The 15,960-nt window shown below is 57.5% G+C and carries 15 protein-coding genes; 6 read left to right on the top strand and 9 right to left on the bottom strand.

The window, feature by feature from the left end; all coding sequences use genetic code 11:
- Nucleotides 1-5: 5 nt before the first annotated feature.
- Nucleotides 6-815, top strand: a complete 810-nt coding sequence (locus tag LUQ43_RS06265; RefSeq protein WP_299965283.1) for a formylmethanofuran dehydrogenase subunit C — start codon at nucleotides 6-8, stop codon at nucleotides 813-815.
- 198 nt (nucleotides 816-1,013) lie between these two features.
- Here LUQ43_RS06265 and LUQ43_RS06260 read toward each other — a convergent pair whose 3' ends face one another.
- Complete coding sequence (locus LUQ43_RS06260; protein ID WP_299965211.1) at nucleotides 1,014-1,901, bottom strand: 4Fe-4S dicluster domain-containing protein; 888 nt, start codon at nucleotides 1,899-1,901, stop codon at nucleotides 1,014-1,016.
- Nucleotides 1,902-1,974: 73 nt separating this feature from the next.
- On the bottom strand, nucleotides 1,975-3,651 hold the full coding sequence (locus LUQ43_RS06255) for a hypothetical protein (protein ID WP_299965208.1): 1,677 nt from the start codon (nucleotides 3,649-3,651) through the stop codon (nucleotides 1,975-1,977).
- Nucleotides 3,652-4,309: 658 nt separating this feature from the next.
- On the opposite strand from LUQ43_RS06255, the gene modA reads away from it, so the two are divergent.
- The 3 genes from modA to LUQ43_RS06240 all read left to right on the top strand — a co-directional run bounded on the left by modA (nucleotide 4,310) and on the right by LUQ43_RS06240 (nucleotide 6,891).
- A complete protein-coding gene (modA, locus tag LUQ43_RS06250) occupies nucleotides 4,310-5,305 on the top strand; it encodes a molybdate ABC transporter substrate-binding protein (RefSeq protein ID WP_299965206.1) in 996 nt (331 codons plus the stop codon).
- Nucleotides 5,306-5,375: 70 nt separating this feature from the next.
- Nucleotides 5,376-6,197 (top strand): ABC transporter permease, encoded by an 822-nt coding sequence (locus LUQ43_RS06245; RefSeq protein ID WP_299965204.1) that lies wholly within the window; start codon nucleotides 5,376-5,378, stop codon nucleotides 6,195-6,197.
- Nucleotides 6,190-6,891, top strand: a complete 702-nt coding sequence (locus LUQ43_RS06240) for an ATP-binding cassette domain-containing protein (RefSeq protein WP_299965202.1) — start codon at nucleotides 6,190-6,192, stop codon at nucleotides 6,889-6,891. The genes LUQ43_RS06245 and LUQ43_RS06240 overlap by 8 nt, the downstream gene beginning before the upstream one ends.
- Before the next feature lie 25 nt (nucleotides 6,892-6,916).
- Here LUQ43_RS06240 and LUQ43_RS06235 read toward each other — a convergent pair whose 3' ends face one another.
- The gene (locus LUQ43_RS06235; protein ID WP_299965200.1) at nucleotides 6,917-8,011 is read right to left on the bottom strand and encodes a hypothetical protein; all 1,095 of its coding nucleotides are present in this window, start codon (nucleotides 8,009-8,011) and stop codon (nucleotides 6,917-6,919) included.
- 110 nt (nucleotides 8,012-8,121) lie between these two features.
- Complete coding sequence (locus LUQ43_RS06230) at nucleotides 8,122-8,667, bottom strand: YqhA family protein (protein WP_299965198.1); 546 nt, start codon at nucleotides 8,665-8,667, stop codon at nucleotides 8,122-8,124.
- A gap of 126 nt (nucleotides 8,668-8,793) precedes the next feature.
- On the opposite strand from LUQ43_RS06230, the gene hisD reads away from it, so the two are divergent.
- Complete coding sequence (hisD, locus tag LUQ43_RS06225) at nucleotides 8,794-10,038, top strand: histidinol dehydrogenase (RefSeq protein ID WP_299965196.1); 1,245 nt, start codon at nucleotides 8,794-8,796, stop codon at nucleotides 10,036-10,038.
- A 570-nt stretch (nucleotides 10,039-10,608) separates the two neighbouring features.
- Here hisD and LUQ43_RS06220 read toward each other — a convergent pair.
- From LUQ43_RS06220 to LUQ43_RS06200, 5 genes are all read right to left on the bottom strand, one after another.
- Nucleotides 10,609-11,172 carry a hypothetical protein gene (locus LUQ43_RS06220; protein ID WP_299965194.1) on the bottom strand — a complete coding sequence of 188 codons (564 nt, stop codon included), beginning with the start codon at nucleotides 11,170-11,172 and terminating at the stop codon, nucleotides 10,609-10,611.
- Between the two features lie 32 nt (nucleotides 11,173-11,204).
- On the bottom strand, nucleotides 11,205-12,515 hold the full coding sequence (gene brxD / locus LUQ43_RS06215) for a BREX system ATP-binding protein BrxD (protein ID WP_299965192.1): 1,311 nt from the start codon (nucleotides 12,513-12,515) through the stop codon (nucleotides 11,205-11,207).
- Nucleotides 12,496-14,313 carry a hypothetical protein gene (locus tag LUQ43_RS06210; RefSeq protein ID WP_299965190.1) on the bottom strand — a complete coding sequence of 606 codons (1,818 nt, stop codon included), beginning with the start codon at nucleotides 14,311-14,313 and terminating at the stop codon, nucleotides 12,496-12,498. The genes brxD and LUQ43_RS06210 overlap by 20 nt, the downstream gene beginning before the upstream one ends.
- Entirely contained in the window at nucleotides 14,310-15,017 is a 708-nt protein-coding gene (locus LUQ43_RS06205) for a dolichyl-phosphate beta-glucosyltransferase (RefSeq protein WP_299965188.1), read from the bottom strand. Before LUQ43_RS06205 ends, LUQ43_RS06210 begins: the two co-directional genes overlap by 4 nt.
- A 122-nt stretch (nucleotides 15,018-15,139) precedes the next feature.
- Nucleotides 15,140-15,370: a hypothetical protein gene (locus LUQ43_RS06200; protein ID WP_299965186.1), complete on the bottom strand. Its 231-nt coding sequence runs from the start codon at nucleotides 15,368-15,370 to the stop codon at nucleotides 15,140-15,142.
- Nucleotides 15,371-15,496: 126 nt separating this feature from the next.
- Between LUQ43_RS06200 and LUQ43_RS06195 the strand changes: the two genes are divergently transcribed.
- Nucleotides 15,497-15,928 (top strand): PaaI family thioesterase, encoded by a 432-nt coding sequence (locus LUQ43_RS06195; protein WP_299965184.1) that lies wholly within the window; start codon nucleotides 15,497-15,499, stop codon nucleotides 15,926-15,928.
- Nucleotides 15,929-15,960: the final 32 nt, after the last annotated feature.

Here is a 15,960-nt window from a genome sequence, read left to right as displayed (position 1 = left end):
GAGAGATGGAAACCGTTACCATTACTGTAAAAAACGCACCTGCACTGTATCTCGAGGCAGACAATATCTCCCCCGATGCATTTGCAGGCAAGACTGCGGCACAGATCGCCGAACTCTCCGTTCACGAGGGCAACACCACCTCTACGCTCGGCAAGTACTTTGACGTGAGCGGCAACGCGGGTGCAACCGCAGCTGACACGAAGATCGTTGTCAGGGGCGATGTGAAGAAGGTCAAGTACCTTGGCTTCAAGATGAGCGCCGGGGAACTTGTCATTGAGGGCAGCGCCGACCTCTATGTCGGGGCCTGGATGACCGGCGGAAAGATCCTCGCGAAAGGTGACGTTGCGGCGTTTGCCGCCACTGCGATGAAGGGGGGAGAGCTGATCATTGAGGGCAATGCCGGCAACTACCTTGGAGCAGCCTATCGTGGCGACTGGCGGGGCATGTCCGGAGGCAAGATCCTTGTCAAGGGCAATGCCGGATCAGATGTCGGTATGTTCATGACCGGTGGCGAGATGGTTATCAATGGCAATGTCGATGTCCACCTTTGTACACACGCTGAAGGTGGCAAGGTCACTGTCAAGGGCAATGCTACCAGCAAGGTTGGCGGCCAGATGGTCGATGGTCAGATTATCATCTTCGGTTCCATCGACACCATGATGCCCGGATTCAAGCCTGCCGGCGAAGTCGAGCTCGAAATTGACGGCATTAAGGCGACCTTCTCGCATTTCATCGGTGACATGGGCGAGCGTCACAAGAAGAAGAAAGGCGTAGTGATTTACGCCAATCTTTACAAAAAGATCTCATCACCGTAACACATACACACAAACACACGCCGGTGGATCCATCCGGATCCACCAATATCTCTTTTCAGCGCTGCGATTTATGAGGAAAATCCGGATGGAAACCGGGGCGGTACATCATATCAGGGTGTGTCCGCCGGTAAAAACCGGGTAGTATGATGCTGTGATTTCAGGCATCGGGAAAAAAGAAGGAACTCAATAAAAAACCGTTCATTTCTTCTTTGCGGCAACCAACTCCGCTTCCGGCACCTGCTTTACGATCTCCTCGCGGAACTTCCCGAAATGGAGTTCATCCATCTGTTCCGAGAGGAGCCTGCCGCTCCATGCCCGGCGGTATACCCAGTCAATGATCCTGTCGATCACAAAGAGTACCTGTTCCTCGGTCTCGACCGTCAGGAGTTCCCTGCCGATCTTCGGGTGCCTTCCCCGTCGTCCTCCGACCGTGATGAGATAGTGGGTGTGTGCCTCTTTGAGCAGGTTGAACGAGCAGGATTTGACACAGGTTCCGCACTGCACGCACTTCTCATCGTCCAGTTCCGAGATGCCGTTCCGGATCCGGATCGCGCTCTCCTTGCAGTAGTGAACGCACATGCCGCAGCCGGTACAGAGACCTTCGGTGCGGATCGGCTTGATCCGCCCGATGATGCCGATCTCGTTGAGCATGGGGCTCACGCAGGCATTCGGGCACCCCGAGAGACCGATGCGCATCTTGACCGGCATCTGCTTGCCGAAGAGCTTCGCGTCGATCTTTTTTGCAAGGCCGATTGTATCGATATTGGCGAATTTGCACCGCTCGGTCCCGGGGCAGGAGATGATGTTGACGACCTCGTCCTTCTCGGACCCGATGGGCGTCCCGTTCTTCTCGAGCCGCAGTGCAACTCTCTTGAGTGACTTGGGATTGACATGGGGGATCTCGATGGTCTGTCGGGTGGTGCAGTGGACCACACCGGTCCCGTATTTCTTTGCGACCTGCGCGATGCCCCGCAACTGCTCTATCGTGAGAACACCGGCCGGGGCACGGATCCGGACGGTGGATAAGTCAGGATTCCGTTCGGTGATGACACCGCCTTTCATGTGAATGCCAAACTCGTGCTGCATCTACCAGTACTGAGGAGAGTCGGGATATTAAGGATGGTGTTGTGACATCAGATACACGACGGCTTTCAGCAGATCAGTAATAGATGAGCGAACCGTTCCCGAGAAGAGTACTGTTGTCCGCAGATGGCGTGTCCACGGTCATGCCCGGTGACCTGCCTGTTTTCATATCGATGAGGATGCTGGCCTCGCCCATGGGGGCTGTCACGGTTTTCGTAGAGACGAGCGTACTGTTGTTATAAAGTTCGATGGTCAGCGACTCAATGGAATTGTCCTGTTTCTGGATGGTTGCCTGGATTATGTCGGAGGTCATAAGAACCGGGAACGTCTGGTTGCCGGTCCCTGATACATGGTGGAGGCGTTCCGGGTTCCCGACGGTACCGAAATAATCATAGGGATAGATCACGTTCACCCGCACCCCCTCATGGGGCACGGACACCGGGGGTGAAACCTGCATAACCGTGGGTGCTGGGGTTACAACCTGGCTCCCGGTATCAGTTGGTAACGTGTGTGACGCAAACAGGATCGCGCCAAACACTATGCCTATGGCAACAAGGACGAGGATCGCCACCGGGAGGAGCGGTATTCTTCTCCGTTCCTGAGTGGGAACCTCCGGTAACGGGATCGGGTCTGAAGGGTGCTCTGCGGTCACGGATGGTGTATCGTCCACCCGGATTACTTCAGGCACCGGGACAGGTTCCGGAGGGGTGGTTTCCTCTTCAGGGACATTCCCTGCCGGTGGCTCCTGCGGATTCGTCTCTGCTGGTTGTTCCGGTACCGGAATATCTTCGGGCTCCGGTGATTCTCCCGGCAATGTCGTTACGGGCTGATCTGGTTCCGGGAGTGACGGTGTATCCGTAACCTCTTGTTCCGGTGGAACGGGTTTTGGCCTGAGAGCGTCAAGGGCAGCGCTGATACTACTGGCCAGGGATGCGGCGGGAATTGCGGGTATGGGCAGCGGGGTCTCGTCCTGTTCCGGCAGGGCCACGGTCTCCCCGGCAGGGACAACAACAGCAGGTTCGGGAAGGGTATTGTCCACAGGGACCGGCACGATCTCCGGCACAGCCTCAGGCACCGGCTGTTCTGTCAGGGTATCCATGACTTCATCCGGCTCTTTGTCCTGCACGGACTCCGTGTCCCCACCCTCCGGAAGATCCCGGTCATCATCAGCCTCCACCTCATCTGGTTCCTCTTCTCCCGGTACAGGTGGCGGCAGGTCATGCATGGAGAAGCCGGGCGAATCCGGGTCTTCCACAACCTCCACGGGTTTCGGCATGGGGGTCACCGGCTCCATCACGACAATGCGGGGGCGGGGTGTCTCCGGGGCTTCAAAACGCCGGACTGAAGGCTGCATTCCGGTCTTTTTCCGGGCAGGGGCTGCGGTGGTTCTCACGGCCTGTTCGCGTGCCGTGATGGCCAGTTCTATCAGTTTCTTTACCCAGGCCTGCCGCTCATCCTTTCTCTGTTCTCCCTGTTCCTGCAGGAAAACCAGGCTCACCGTCTCAGGTTCCTTATGCGTACCGGGTTCTTCCAGTATCAGGATGATTGCAGGATCGCCGGTCGGTGTTTTTCCGCCTTTCACCGTTATGATCCGGGGCAGGGGGATCGTGAGGGGCTCGAACCGGGTATACCGGCTGTCCATGAGGATGAGACGACCGGTGGTCAGGATCGCGTCGTACTCAACGGCATCAACACTCATCCGGTGGGTGGTCAGGATGATGGATTCACCGCGGTTCAGGTACGGAGCGCTCATGATTCCTCAGTATCATCTCATTTTGGTTGTCCGGGCAGATATGCTTTTTAGATGAAATCCCGGTTTCCTGTCACGGCCGCATCTGAACAGGGAACATCGATCGGGAAATGAACCATTAAAACCAGAAGAGATGAAGAGGTCCCCGGTTCCCAGCCCCGGGGAGATCGTCGTACCCTGAAAAACTATGGTGCCCGGATGCAGATACCTGCGCACGGGAAGAACCCGGGTGACCCGATCCGGTCATTCAATCCGGCGGAGTCGACGCGGTTCCCTGATCATGATTGACTGGTGTGCTGATTGTGTCCTTCTACTCCTGTTAGGTATGTATGGTATTGTTGTGTGTGCATGTGTCCGTCTGGTGCGTGTAGCCAAATGGACAACAGAATAATAAGAACTACATGCATATAATATTTTTTGTTTAACTTTTCCTCAATGTAAATTATTATTATTTTACAAAATTACCCATGGTGATATGACCCTTTCGATCAGACCAGGATAATCCGCGGCAATCTGGCTCCTTTTCTTCATTCGTGAATAATCAGGAGATATTTGTCGGAAGACGTCAGCAATGCATTAATATTACTTAACATATTCAAAAATAAAAGGCAATAGTTTTACCCGATCAGCACCTAACCAGAAGGGAATAGGATTGATTACCATGGAAAAGAGATCCGAACCACGTACTCTCATCACGATCAGTATCGTCTGTGCACTGCTGTTTGTCTCAGCACTGTTTGCAGGCTGCACTTCCAGTACAACCCCGTCGGCGGTAACCCCGGTTGCCACCGCAGCACCGGTTGTCCCCACTTCCGAAGCCATCCCGGTCACAACCACGGTTGCGTCCCCAGTCGCGGTTGCAACTACCGCAGTTCCGGTGACAACCACAGCCGCAGTTGCAACCACGAGCACGCCAGCACCGGTGTACACGTATTCAGAAGGCAATGTTGTAGCATACACCGCAGCATCCCTTTCGGGAGTTTCCCCGAAACTCGCAACTGATTTCGAGAAGATGTATCCCGGCCACAAGGTTGTCTTCAACCTTGCAGGCACCCAGGCCTTAAAGACCCAGGTAACGAACGGTGCCTATGCCGATGTTTTCATCTCGGCTAGCAATTCTTACACCAACGAGCTCAAGGGTGGAGGATACCTGATGAATGCAACGGTCAAGCCTCTCACCTCGAACTACGTGATTGTGATCCTGCCCAAGAACAACCCTGCCAACATCCAGTCGCTCACCGATCTTGCAAAACCCGGTATGAAGATCGCGATGGCTGATAAGAGCGTCCCGGTTGGTACTGCAACAACGGGAGTCATGGCAAACCTGGCAAAGGCAACAGGATATGGCAAGGAGTGGAATACTTCTGTATACAGCAATGTGGTCACTTATGAAACATCCGAACCGGCAGTTGCAAGCAAAGTCGAGCTTGGTGAAGTTGATGCAGGATTCGTCTATGAGTCAACCTATATCGCTGGCAGCGATAAGTATGTGTCCATCTCGATTCCCAAGGCGGTCAACTATCTCCAGACCTACACGATCGGTGTTATGACGGGATCCACCAGCAAGGGTGCAGCAGCCGACTTCGAAAACTTCATGCTCTCCGCCGCTGGCCAGCAGGACCTCAAGGATTACGGCTTCAGGCCAATCTCCACCTAATCCTTTTTGTTTTTATATCCGGCAATCATTCATTCTTTATTGAATAACCGGCCCGATACGGGCATTCCTTATGAGAATCGCAGGAAATATTCCCGAAAAATACCGGCGTATCCTCTCGTACAGTGCTGCAGGTCTGCTCATCCTTCTCGTAACCCTGTATCTTGCATTACCGGTGGTCGCCCTCTTCTTCCGTACAACCCCGGAATTATTCCTATCTTCGCTGTCGGATCCCCTCGTGATCAGTGCACTCTGGCTGAGCATGACAACCTCGGTCATCTCGCTTGTGATCGTTCTCCTCGTCGGGACTCCGTTTGCCTACGTGCACGCCCGCACCACCTACCCGGGCAAGGTCGTGGTCGATACTCTGATCGATCTCCCGCTTGTCCTGCCGCCGGCTGTTGCCGGGTTCGCCCTGCTTGTGCTCTATGGCAGGATGGGACTGATCGGGCGATATTTCAACATGATGGGAATCTCGATCGCCTTCACAACGCTCGCGGTCATCATGGCCCAGATCTTTGTCGCCTCCCCCTTCTACCTGCGGCAGGCAAAATCCCTCTTCGAGCAGTTCGACCAGAGTTACGAGTATACTGCCCGGACCCTCGGTGCCTCCCGTACCAGGACATTCCTGACGATTACCCTCCCCCTTACTGCGGGGGGACTGATCTCCGGTGCGGTCATGACCTTCGGCCGGGCCCTGGGTGAGTTCGGCGCCACGATCATGTTCGCCGGCAACCTTCCCGGGGTGACCCAGACCATGCCCCTTGCCGTATATGTGGGAATGGAGAGCAATTTCAATCTGGGGCTGACTATATCCATCCTGCTCGTGATTATCTCCTTTATCATCATGATCACCGTCCGGCTCGTCACCCGGAAAGAGGTGCCGCATGCTTGAGGCAGCATTTACCAAAAAGCTGCGTGACTTCACCATGGATCTCTCGTTCCAGGTTCGCGATGGCGAGATTCTCGCACTCATGGGCAATAACGGGTCGGGGAAATCCACCACGCTCAACATCATCGCCGGTCTCCTCGTCCCGGATACCGGCAGGGTACGGCTCAATGGTACCCTGCTCTCTGATCATGCAGACGGGCTCTCTCTCCCCATGGAAGACCGCCGGATCGGGTATGTCTTCCAGAACGCAGCCGCCTTTCCCCACCTTTCCGTGAGCGAGAACATCGCATACGGCCTGCGGGCCCGGGGATTGCCCCGTACGGAGATTTCAGAGCGGGTCGGACAGCTGATGGATATGATGCACCTTGGGGATCTTGCGGATGTCAGGGCGGCCAACCTGTCCGGGGGCCAGAAGCAGCGGACAGCCCTGGCGCGGGCGATCGCGATACGCCCGGCGCTCCTGATGATGGACGAACCCTTTTCATCTCTTGATGTTGAGAGCACGATCGGGGTAAAAGAGCTGACCCGGACGATTGTGACGAAGATGCAGATTCCCTGTATTGTCGTTACGCACCGCGTTGCCGACAGCCAGGAGATCGGCGACCGGGTCATAGTCCTCTGTTCAGGAAAAAAGGAATGGGAGGGCAGTCCCCGGGAGATCCCCGACACCTGTACCGTATGCCACTGTCATGGCTGAACGGGACTGAACGTTTTTTGGTAGTTCAACCGGATTTCGATGCTGCCGTGACAACTATTTTCGTGACCGTTGGCGTGGGTGCCGGTGTCCGCAGGTCTGCGTGAACATCCAGGGTCGCATGAGGACTTGTCGTTGTGCCGCTGTTGACAAGTTTCCCGTTACTGTAGATCGAGACGGTGAGCAGCGTGCCGGAGTCATCAAGTTTGTCAACCGAGGCATCAACGATAATATCCTTGGCCGGTACCTGGTACACCTGCGTGCCGGAACCGGAGATCTCCCGCATGGCGCCCGATGTCCCGATCGATGCAGTATAATTCCCGGTATACTCGATCCTGACCCATACACCGGTCTCCGGAATGAGGACCTGCGGGACAGGGGTTGTGGCGGCGGTCACAACCTGTGCTGGTGTCGGGGTTTCGGTTGGCTGTGTAGTGGGCACTTCCGTTACAACGGGTGTTTCCGTGATAACTGCGGTCACGGGCGGGGTGGCAGTTACTGTGGGAACGGGTGCTGCCCCGCTGCTCCACGTGGATGGCGGGGCATAGAACCAGATGCCGATAACGGCTGCGATGATGAGGATGATGACAAGACCCGCCGCAACGATCATGCGGTTCCCTTTTACCGGTGCGGCCCGGGGTTTTCTTGGCATCAGCGGCGGGTTGTAGTACTTCTCCTCACGTGCCTCCTTATCGTCGGCAGGTTTTTCCCCGTCCTCCGGCAGATCCCCTGCAACCCAGGGGGGTTCGAGATCGGCAGGTTTCACCCCATCCTCCTGCTGTGCCCCGACACTGGCCTCCTTGAGTCGTGTTGCCCACTCGTCACGCTCGCCCACCCGTTTTGCCTTGGGTCCCTGGGGAAAGGTGATGCCCAGCGTATGCCGGCTCTCGTCCCGAAGGACAATCGAGAGGGAGAGGACCGGGTCCATCGCGGTATTATCCCCGATGGTGATGGTCTCCAGTGCAGTGAAAGGGATGTCCTGCGGCCGCAGCTGGGTATTGCGGGCATCAACCAGGATGAGGCGCTGGTTGGTCAGGATCGCCTCGGCCGGAATGGTGTTGATGACCACGTTGTGCGTTGACAGGACGATCGTTTCATTGCTGTTCAGGTAAGGACTGCCCATGATCCCACGTTCCTCTTCTCATGTGCGCTCTGGTTGGCAATAGCCCTTATGGCAGGATCCGGCGGGAATGATACAATAAAGATAAAAAGGGGTTGACCTGATGTCCGGCATCATACCTTGTGTTTCTGGAGGAAGAACACCCCGATGCAGATGACCCCTATGGATGCGGCCATGAAGAGCATGTCCGTGGATGACGTGAACTTCATGGACAGGACGCGCTGGAAGAAACTGACGATCAGCACCATGATGATGACCTTGATGATCTTGTTCTTGAGATCATCGAGATTCTCGATCTCAAGAAGGGAGTGGTACGATTCGGAGCACCGGGCAACATCGATCTTGGAGATTGCGAGTTCGTAGATGCCGAAACTGAAGATGAGGAGCACCATGCCGATGAGGTACAGGTCAACCCCGCCGATGATCCCGGAGAGGAGGGTCGTATAATCGACTTCCATCGAGGAGAGCACAACGGCTTCGCGAAAACTCCCGAGGATCTCGGCAGATCCGGCAATGAAGAGGAGGAAAACGCTGAAGATGCCAAAGATGACCGCGAGAATGACGATGAGGCGCGAGCTCCAGAGCGCCGATTCAAAGACCCGCTCAAAGAGCGACTGTTCTTCGGTACTTTTCAGTTTTTCACACTTGTCTGGTTCCATCACTTCTCATGTACGCATCCGGAGATAAAAAACCGGGAGCCCGCAGGTGGATTCATTTGTGTGGGCCAGACGAAAATACGGGGTGTAGAAACCTTAACAATCTTTCCAGCCGAAGATATTCGCACTATGTGGAAGGCAGTCGGGATCGATGCGTGGCTCGCGGCACGGAAGACCAGCCTCGAGGATGCACGCGGCACCGTGACCGGGATCATCGGGAGGGTGAAGAACGAGGGAGACGATGCGCTTCGTGATCTTGCAAAGAAGTACTGCACGCTTGAGCATGTCGCTGTCACCGATGAAGAGCGCGAAGCTGCGTATGATGATGTCGATGCGCAGGTCGTGGAGGCCTTAATTGAAGCCCATGCCCGTATCGAACGCTTCCATGAACGCCAGCGCCCCCGCGATCTCTGGTTCGAGGAGATGGAACCCGGTGTTGTGCTCGGGATGAAGACCACGGCATTGAACCGCGTGGGTATCTACGTGCCCGGGGGAAGGGCGGCCTACCCGTCGTCTGCCCTGATGTGTGCGGTGCCGGCAAAGGTTGCGGGTGTAAAGGAGATCTGTGCATGCTCCCCGCCGCCGATCAAGCCCCTGACCCTTGTCGCGCTCGATATTGCAGGAGTCACGGAGATCTACAGCGCCGGTGGTGCCCAGGCAGTTGCCGCAATGGCGCTGGGCACGGAGAGTATTCGTCCGGTGCAGAAGATCGTAGGCCCGGGCAATGTCTACGTGACACTCGCGAAGATGATGCTCCGCGAGCAGGTTGAGATCGATTTCCCGGCAGGCCCGAGCGAGATCGGGATCATCGCTGACAGCACAGCCCACCCGAAGGTCGTTGCCGCTGACATTCTGGCACAGGCCGAGCACGACCCGAACGCTGCCTGTATCCTGATCACCACCGATCCCGCTCTCCCGGCCAGGGTAGGTAAGGAGATTGAGCAGATGGTAGCAGTTGCCCCGAGAAAGGAGATCATTCTCGAGGCGCTGAAGAACTCCGGGTATGTCGTGGTAAAGGATATGGACGCGGCGATTGCGGCATCCGATGTCGTTGCACCCGAGCACCTGTCGATCCAGGTTGCCGACCCGCTCACCGTGGTCACGAAGGTCAGGAACGCAGGGGCAATCTTTGTGGGAAAATATTCAGCGGTTGCCTGCGGGGATTATGCGGTAGGCACCAACCACGTCCTGCCCACGGCAGGGTACTCGAAGATGTACTCGGGCCTTGACGTGGCGCACTTCTGCAAGACGGCATCAGTAGAGATGATCAACCGCGACGGCCTTGAGTCCATTGGCGATATCGTGGAGACGATCGCCACTGCCGAGGGCCTGCATGCCCATGCGCAGTCGGTGAAGGTCAGAAGGTCTCTCTGATTTTTTATAATGCACAATCTAATGTGCATGGTGTCAAATTCTATTTTTTAACTTTTCAAAACGTGAGGGATTAATCGATCCCGATCATCCCTTCGGAAGTTTTGACAATCTCATGGACCTTTGATCCGTCCTTCAGTTTCAATGTTTACCGGGTATCTCCAGGCATAATAATCCGGACAATACGTGCCTACGTGCATGGTATAATCCGTACTGATCACTCACCATGGTCACGCCGTCATGACACTATTTCCTCCTCCGACCCCCTCCCCCGACAATGTATCCTGTCGGACGTAATCCACGGCGTAAAAAACACCTTTTTTCAGGAAAAAATGCGGAGGGGTTGGGGGGGGGTCGGACCACTTTTTTTGTATGCATGCCGGCTCACAGGACACCAAAGATCGGAAAAATTACGACGACCATTCCCTCAGGTCCCCGGGCATTCACGGATTTGAAATAAAGTGTCCGACCCCCCTGCATTGTCCGGCCCTGATCGTGCAGTCCCGCAGGTAATGCGAAGATCCCGGTCACCGGGCACATTCTTTTAAAAAAATGGATTCTCTTCTGCAGCAGTCAGCGGCGCCGTGATGAAAACTGGCACAGGCCGACACCGGCAACAATGACCAGTGCAACAACCGAAAGGACCGGATCGAGCGGCGTCTCTGCAACCGGTCGCTCAGAGGGCAGGAACGTGATCTCGGCAGTTGCGTATTCTGTCTCCATGAACCTCTGGCGGTCAACCGGTGAACCCACGACATATACCGTATAGTTGCCGGGCCTGAGCGTCCCGACAATGATGGAGGTATCCCAGGTATAGGTCCAGCTGCCGTCAGCGATCCTGACCGGGGCCGTGGTGAACATGCCCCGGCCGGCAGGGATATTGAGATTGTCGAGCGCAACGCCCCGTTTGTCAAGGCCATCACCGGTAACGAAGAGGAACACGGCAATGGTATTGATTCCGGTGACCGTGCCGTCCAACAGGATCGTATCCCCGATATGTGCCGTGGACGGCGAGGCATTGATCGTGAGGGCGGGATCGGGAGAGGCAGCGGATGCCGGCATGGCAACGAGCAGCAGGGCTCCCGCTACCAGCAGACATGCCAGTCTCATGCACATGCCGGAGTTGTTGGTTTCCATAACGTAAAAGAGTGACATACCTGAAAGGCCGGTCAGAACGTGACCACCATGACGGCCTCTTCCTCTTTTTTGAGTTCGCCTTTGAGGTGCTCCGCGTCAAAGTCATAGGCATCGTGCGGATTGTAGTCCTCGTACAGCTCGCACTTATCGAGAATGTCCACGAACTCTTTTAAGAAGATCCGCGGGATGATATCCACCCGGCCGCCAAAGCGGGTGGTGATCTTCCTTATCATTGCCCGGATAAACCGGTGGGAGATCCGCTCCCGGTCCGGCTCGCCGTAAGCCCCGGCATAGACATCCACGACCTTGAGGGCAACAAGCTCGAGCTTTGCGGTATCGAACTTCGGGAGGATGATCTGCGGCTGGCGGGGGTTCCGGAACGCATCGTCCTGCACAACGCTGATCCGGTCATAGAGCGGGGGCAGGGAGCGGATCCCGCGTGAGCCCTCGAAGAGAGCGGGCGTTCCCGTGAAGAGGAAGTAACAGCGGGGCATCCCGCCGCTGTCCACCGCATCGATGATCTGGACGAGTGTCTGGTACCCCTTCTCCCGCTGGTTCCGCTGGAGCCCCTGCGTTGTCTCCATCTCGTCGATCGCGATCGCAAGGCCGCTGTACCCCGCCGCGTGGATGATCGAGACCAGGCCCCGGAGGAAGATGAATGCAATGGAATCATCGATGTCCCCCCGGATTCCCGCCTTCTGCTTGAGATCCCGGCCTATGTTGGGCTCGGCAGAGATCCATCCGAGGGCAGCCTGTGCAATGGCAAAATCACCGGCATTGTTCGCCCGGTAATAGGTCCGCAGGGTGGCGGCAAGTGCCGAGTTCATCTCGGATATCCCGGAGAGGGCCGCCTCGATCTCCTTCTCGGTAGCGGCTTCGAGCGCCGCATCATCCCGTACGCTGGCATCGTCACCGCTGACCGAGAGCAGGCGTTCCTCGATACCGAACAGCCAGGTATCCATGATCGCCTTCATGGCGTGTTCCTCCCCGCTCGTCCTCAGGCTGGCACAGACCTGCTGGTAGATGCCCTTGAGCTTATGCAGGGGCGTTTGTGGCGAGATGACAACATGGGCGGTCACGAATCCCTTGCTCCGCGCGATCTCGAGGGCCCGGGCAACCAGGAAGGTCTTGCCGCACCCGTACTCCCCCCGGATGAACTTGAGATCGGCCCCCCCCTGCGCCACGTAGTCCAGCTGCTTTGCAATCACGCTCTCTTCCACGTCAAGCCCGACCGCGATCCGTTCGAGCCCGCCGGCGGGAACCGTCCCTCTCCGGAGCGCGTTGATGATGCTGATGCTCAGAAGCCGGTTCGTTGCCATCCGTTCAGGATCCGGTATATTCATAGACCTCTCCGTCTTCACCCATGCCTTTCTTCCCGATCAGGGCGATGCCCTGCGATGCCGCCTTCTGCACGAGCCGGTTTACGATCCCGGTTACCCTCCGGGTCCCGAGCAGCTTGCGCAGCTCCATCTCGCTTGCTGTCCGGTGCGACCGGAGGAACGAGACGATCTTCTCCTCCTGCCCGTCAAGCCCCATCTGGTCGATGATCGCCTGTGCCGGGGATTCGGCACCGTGGCGTTCCGGTGCCGGCCGGTCGTGCATGACCGGGCGATCGGCAAGGGACTGCTCCTTGCAGTTTTGCAGGATGGCGAGGAAATCTTCGGCCCGGATCGCCTGCGTGTGGGCCGGTATCACGTCAATTCCCGAGAGGCAGAAGTACTTGCAGCCCGCGTAATCGTTCTCTTCCAGAGCATGGGACGCCCCAAGGAAAAAAGCAATGGCCAGCAGTTCGAGCCCTTCCGTACTTAAGGAATCCCTCCGCTCCTCCAGTTTTTTTATCAGCTGGGTGGTCAGGCGCTTCATCGTGCGCATCCGGCTGTCCTCCTGCACGATGATGGATGCCACCCGCACAAGGTCTGCCCCTTTGCGCACATTGGCAAGGATATAGAGCATCACCTTCTCGCACTCGCGGTCTTCCCCGGTCTTTGTCAGGAAGAGGGCATAGTCCGGCCCGCCGGCAAGGAAGTCTGCCCGGTACGCCCGGTAATACCAGGACCGCGCCTCGGCCAGGTTGCCGGAGTCCTCGTAAAACCGTGCGGTCTCCAGCAGGCTGACAACATTCAGGTCACCGGAGACGAGCGCGAGGAACCGGCGCTCCGCCTCTCCCGCAGGCAGGTTCCTGGAGATACCCTGCCGGTACCTGCCGATGGCAAGGCCGAGCGTTTCCATGTCGTTCTTCGTGGCAAGTTCGTCCTGCACCAGCCTCTCGCAGCGTGCCAGTGCCCCGGCCGGGTCCCCCCGGGCGGCAAGGAGGTCGCATTCCATGAGACGGTAGCGGGGATTGCCGGGACAGCGTGCAAGGAGTTTTCCTGCCACTTCCAGCGCCTCCCCGGTCCTGCCGCTGGATTGCAGGATGCGGACGTAATCAAAGAGGATTGCACCGTCCGGGCAGTCGTTTACCCGGGAGGCGTAGGCCTCCAGCGATCCCGGCAGGTCATACCCGGAGAGTGCTGCAAGGTGTTTACGGAGGACTGCCGGATCCTTTGTCTCGTGCCAGAGAGAGAGTGCTGCGCTTGCGGCGGACGGGTACTGCCCGGTCATGAGCAGGGCATCGATATACTCCTGCGATATACCCGTCCCGCCCGAATACCGGCTGTGAGCGGCAAGCGCCTCGTCCGCGGCCCCGATCCCGATGAGCGCCCGCATCAGGTCCCTGACATCGTCAGGCTTTGCTGCAAGCCGGGCAAGGCGCCGGAGCAGCGGCAGCGCCCCCCGGTAATCCTTACGGGCAAGGAGATATTCGGCATAGCCCCGCACAGCGTCCTGGTTCGTCGGGTCAAGGTGGACGGCCATGGCGAACTCCGCGATCGCCCGCTCATCTCCCCGGGCTTCCAGTACCTTCGCCAGGTAACTGTGGACATAGGAAGAGTCCGGCATACGGACGGCAAGATCGCGGAAGAAGACTTCCGCGTCCTCGTGCCGGCCGGTATAATAGAGATTGGTTGCCGCCAGGACTTCGAGCGCCGGGTCGCGGCCGGCCTCCAGCAGCTGGTTGCAGACCAGCAGCGATTCCTGGTACCGCCCGTCCTCGAAGAGCCGGAATGCCTCCTTCTTCTGCTCCTCCGCGGTCATCGGGATCATGCACGGCCCCGCCGGAACCGGATGCTCACCAGTCCCGAGAGCATCCCGATCATGTCCCGCTTCTTCACCCTTGAGTCCCCCTTGTTCTGCCACTCGATGGGAACCTCGGTTACCGTGAACCCGGCGGAGCGGAGGCGCCAGAGAAGTTCGACATCGAATTCAAAGCCCCGCGACACCATGCCCGGCAGGACGGCATCGACAGCGGTCTTCCGGAAGACCTTGGCCCCGCACTGGGTGTCGTGGTAGGGGAGCCCGTACAGGATCTTCATGATCAGGTTGAACATCCGGCTTTCCATCCGGCGCATCCATCCCTGCCGTATCGTGAGTGTTGACCCGGGCACCCAGCGCGATCCGATCGCCCCGTCAGCGGACGAGACCGCGGAGAAAAGGCGGAGCATCTCGCCGATGCCCGTTGAGCCATCGGCATCGAAGTACCCGACCAGCGGTGCCCGTGCCGCACGAAGACCCGCAATGACCCCCCCGCCTTTCCCGAGCCGGTGATCGAAACGGAGGCAGCGGATGATGAGATCCGGGCGCCGGGCAGCGATGGACTCAACCACTTCGGCTGTCCTGTCAGTCCCATCGCAGACAACGATGAGTTCCCCGTCAAACCGGCCGATACCCTCAAGGAGCGGGGTGATCCGGGACTCCTCGTTATAGGCAGGGATCACGAGGCTGTAGGGAAGTTCCGGGGCGGTTGTCATGGTATTCGGTGCGGTGAGTATCCTGATGGTGTATATGCCGGCCCCTGCAGGTCGTCATGCGCAGGGCAGCACGGGTGCCGGCGGGTTATCTGCATAATGATTGGGAAAGATTGCCAATAACGTTACTGGTGCTTCCCGAGGTGCTGGGCAAGCATGGTGCCTTTCCTGTATTTCTCTGCCATGGCGAGCGCAGTTTCGCGCAGGGCCACATGTTCCACCAGGCAGCTGGCCGGCGGGGCGGATTTCCGCAGGATTGCCGAGGTGTTCTCGGTAATCTGGATCAGTTCCGTTGCAATCACCGCATTCAGCCAGACAAGGTCGGCGAGCATCTCTTTTGTCTCCGTATCCTGCATGCATGAGAGGTCGCACGTTTTGGCTTATTAAGGATGGGTAACGTCATGAAGGAGCGTGGGGAGGGTCGCGGGGACCACTGGCAATGGTAAAAGGGGCAATCTTAATCCCCCCTCCGGAAAAACCTCATGGTGAGACACATGAATTACCGTGAACGGATACAAAAAGACGGGAGATCGGCCAATCCTTTTTTCTGCCAGATGGGTATCGATGTCGTGAGCGCTGATGATGGCAGGGCAGTCCTGAAGATGCAGGTGCGCCCGGACATGCATAACGGCGTGGGATGGCTCCAGGGGGGGATGCTCGTTGCACTTGCCGATGAGGCAATGGCGCTTGCGATCTACACCCGGCTTTCTGATGGCGAGGGTATTGCCACCATCTCGGAGTCCACCAGTTTCATCAAAGGTGTCCGCGAGGGGACGGTCTTTGCCGAGGGGCGCATAATCAGGAAAGGGCGGCGGGTGGCCTTCTGCGAAGGCGAAGTGTTGACAGAGAACGGCGAGGGAAGATCGCTGCTCTCGCGGACATCCGCAGCGTTTGTGGTAACCCGGGAACCATAACCCGGAATCATACACGGATAACTCAAAAAAAC

Origin of the sequence: Methanoregula sp. (genome assembly GCF_028679125.1) — an archaeon.
Classification (GTDB): Archaea; Halobacteriota; Methanomicrobia; order Methanomicrobiales; family Methanospirillaceae; genus Methanoregula.
The sequence above is the reverse complement of the archived record's forward strand: the minus strand, read 5'-3'. Positions and strand labels throughout refer to the sequence as shown.

Excerpts from the sequence above, each read along its gene's own strand:
- modA (WP_299965206.1), top strand. The coding sequence starts at position 4,310 with ATGGAAAAGAGATCCGAACCACGTACTCTCATCACGATCAGTATCGTC.
- LUQ43_RS06260 (WP_299965211.1), bottom strand. The coding sequence starts at position 1,901 with ATGCAGCACGAGTTTGGCATTCACATGAAAGGCGGTGTCATCACCGAA.
- LUQ43_RS06195 (WP_299965184.1), top strand. The coding sequence starts at position 15,497 with ATGGTGAGACACATGAATTACCGTGAACGGATACAAAAAGACGGGAGA.
- LUQ43_RS06240 (WP_299965202.1), top strand. The coding sequence starts at position 6,190 with ATGCTTGAGGCAGCATTTACCAAAAAGCTGCGTGACTTCACCATGGAT.
- LUQ43_RS06200 (WP_299965186.1), bottom strand. The coding sequence starts at position 15,370 with ATGCAGGATACGGAGACAAAAGAGATGCTCGCCGACCTTGTCTGGCTG.
- LUQ43_RS06235 (WP_299965200.1), bottom strand. The coding sequence starts at position 8,011 with ATGGGCAGTCCTTACCTGAACAGCAATGAAACGATCGTCCTGTCAACG.
- brxD (WP_299965192.1), bottom strand. The coding sequence starts at position 12,515 with ATGAATATACCGGATCCTGAACGGATGGCAACGAACCGGCTTCTGAGC.
- LUQ43_RS06205 (WP_299965188.1), bottom strand. The coding sequence starts at position 15,017 with ATGACAACCGCCCCGGAACTTCCCTACAGCCTCGTGATCCCTGCCTAT.
- hisD (WP_299965196.1), top strand. The coding sequence starts at position 8,794 with ATGTGGAAGGCAGTCGGGATCGATGCGTGGCTCGCGGCACGGAAGACC.
- LUQ43_RS06230 (WP_299965198.1), bottom strand. The coding sequence starts at position 8,667 with ATGGAACCAGACAAGTGTGAAAAACTGAAAAGTACCGAAGAACAGTCG.
- LUQ43_RS06245 (WP_299965204.1), top strand. The coding sequence starts at position 5,376 with ATGAGAATCGCAGGAAATATTCCCGAAAAATACCGGCGTATCCTCTCG.
- LUQ43_RS06265 (WP_299965283.1), top strand. The coding sequence starts at position 6 with ATGGAAACCGTTACCATTACTGTAAAAAACGCACCTGCACTGTATCTC.
- LUQ43_RS06210 (WP_299965190.1), bottom strand. The coding sequence starts at position 14,313 with ATGATCCCGATGACCGCGGAGGAGCAGAAGAAGGAGGCATTCCGGCTC.
- LUQ43_RS06220 (WP_299965194.1), bottom strand. The coding sequence starts at position 11,172 with ATGGAAACCAACAACTCCGGCATGTGCATGAGACTGGCATGTCTGCTG.
- LUQ43_RS06255 (WP_299965208.1), bottom strand. The coding sequence starts at position 3,651 with ATGAGCGCTCCGTACCTGAACCGCGGTGAATCCATCATCCTGACCACC.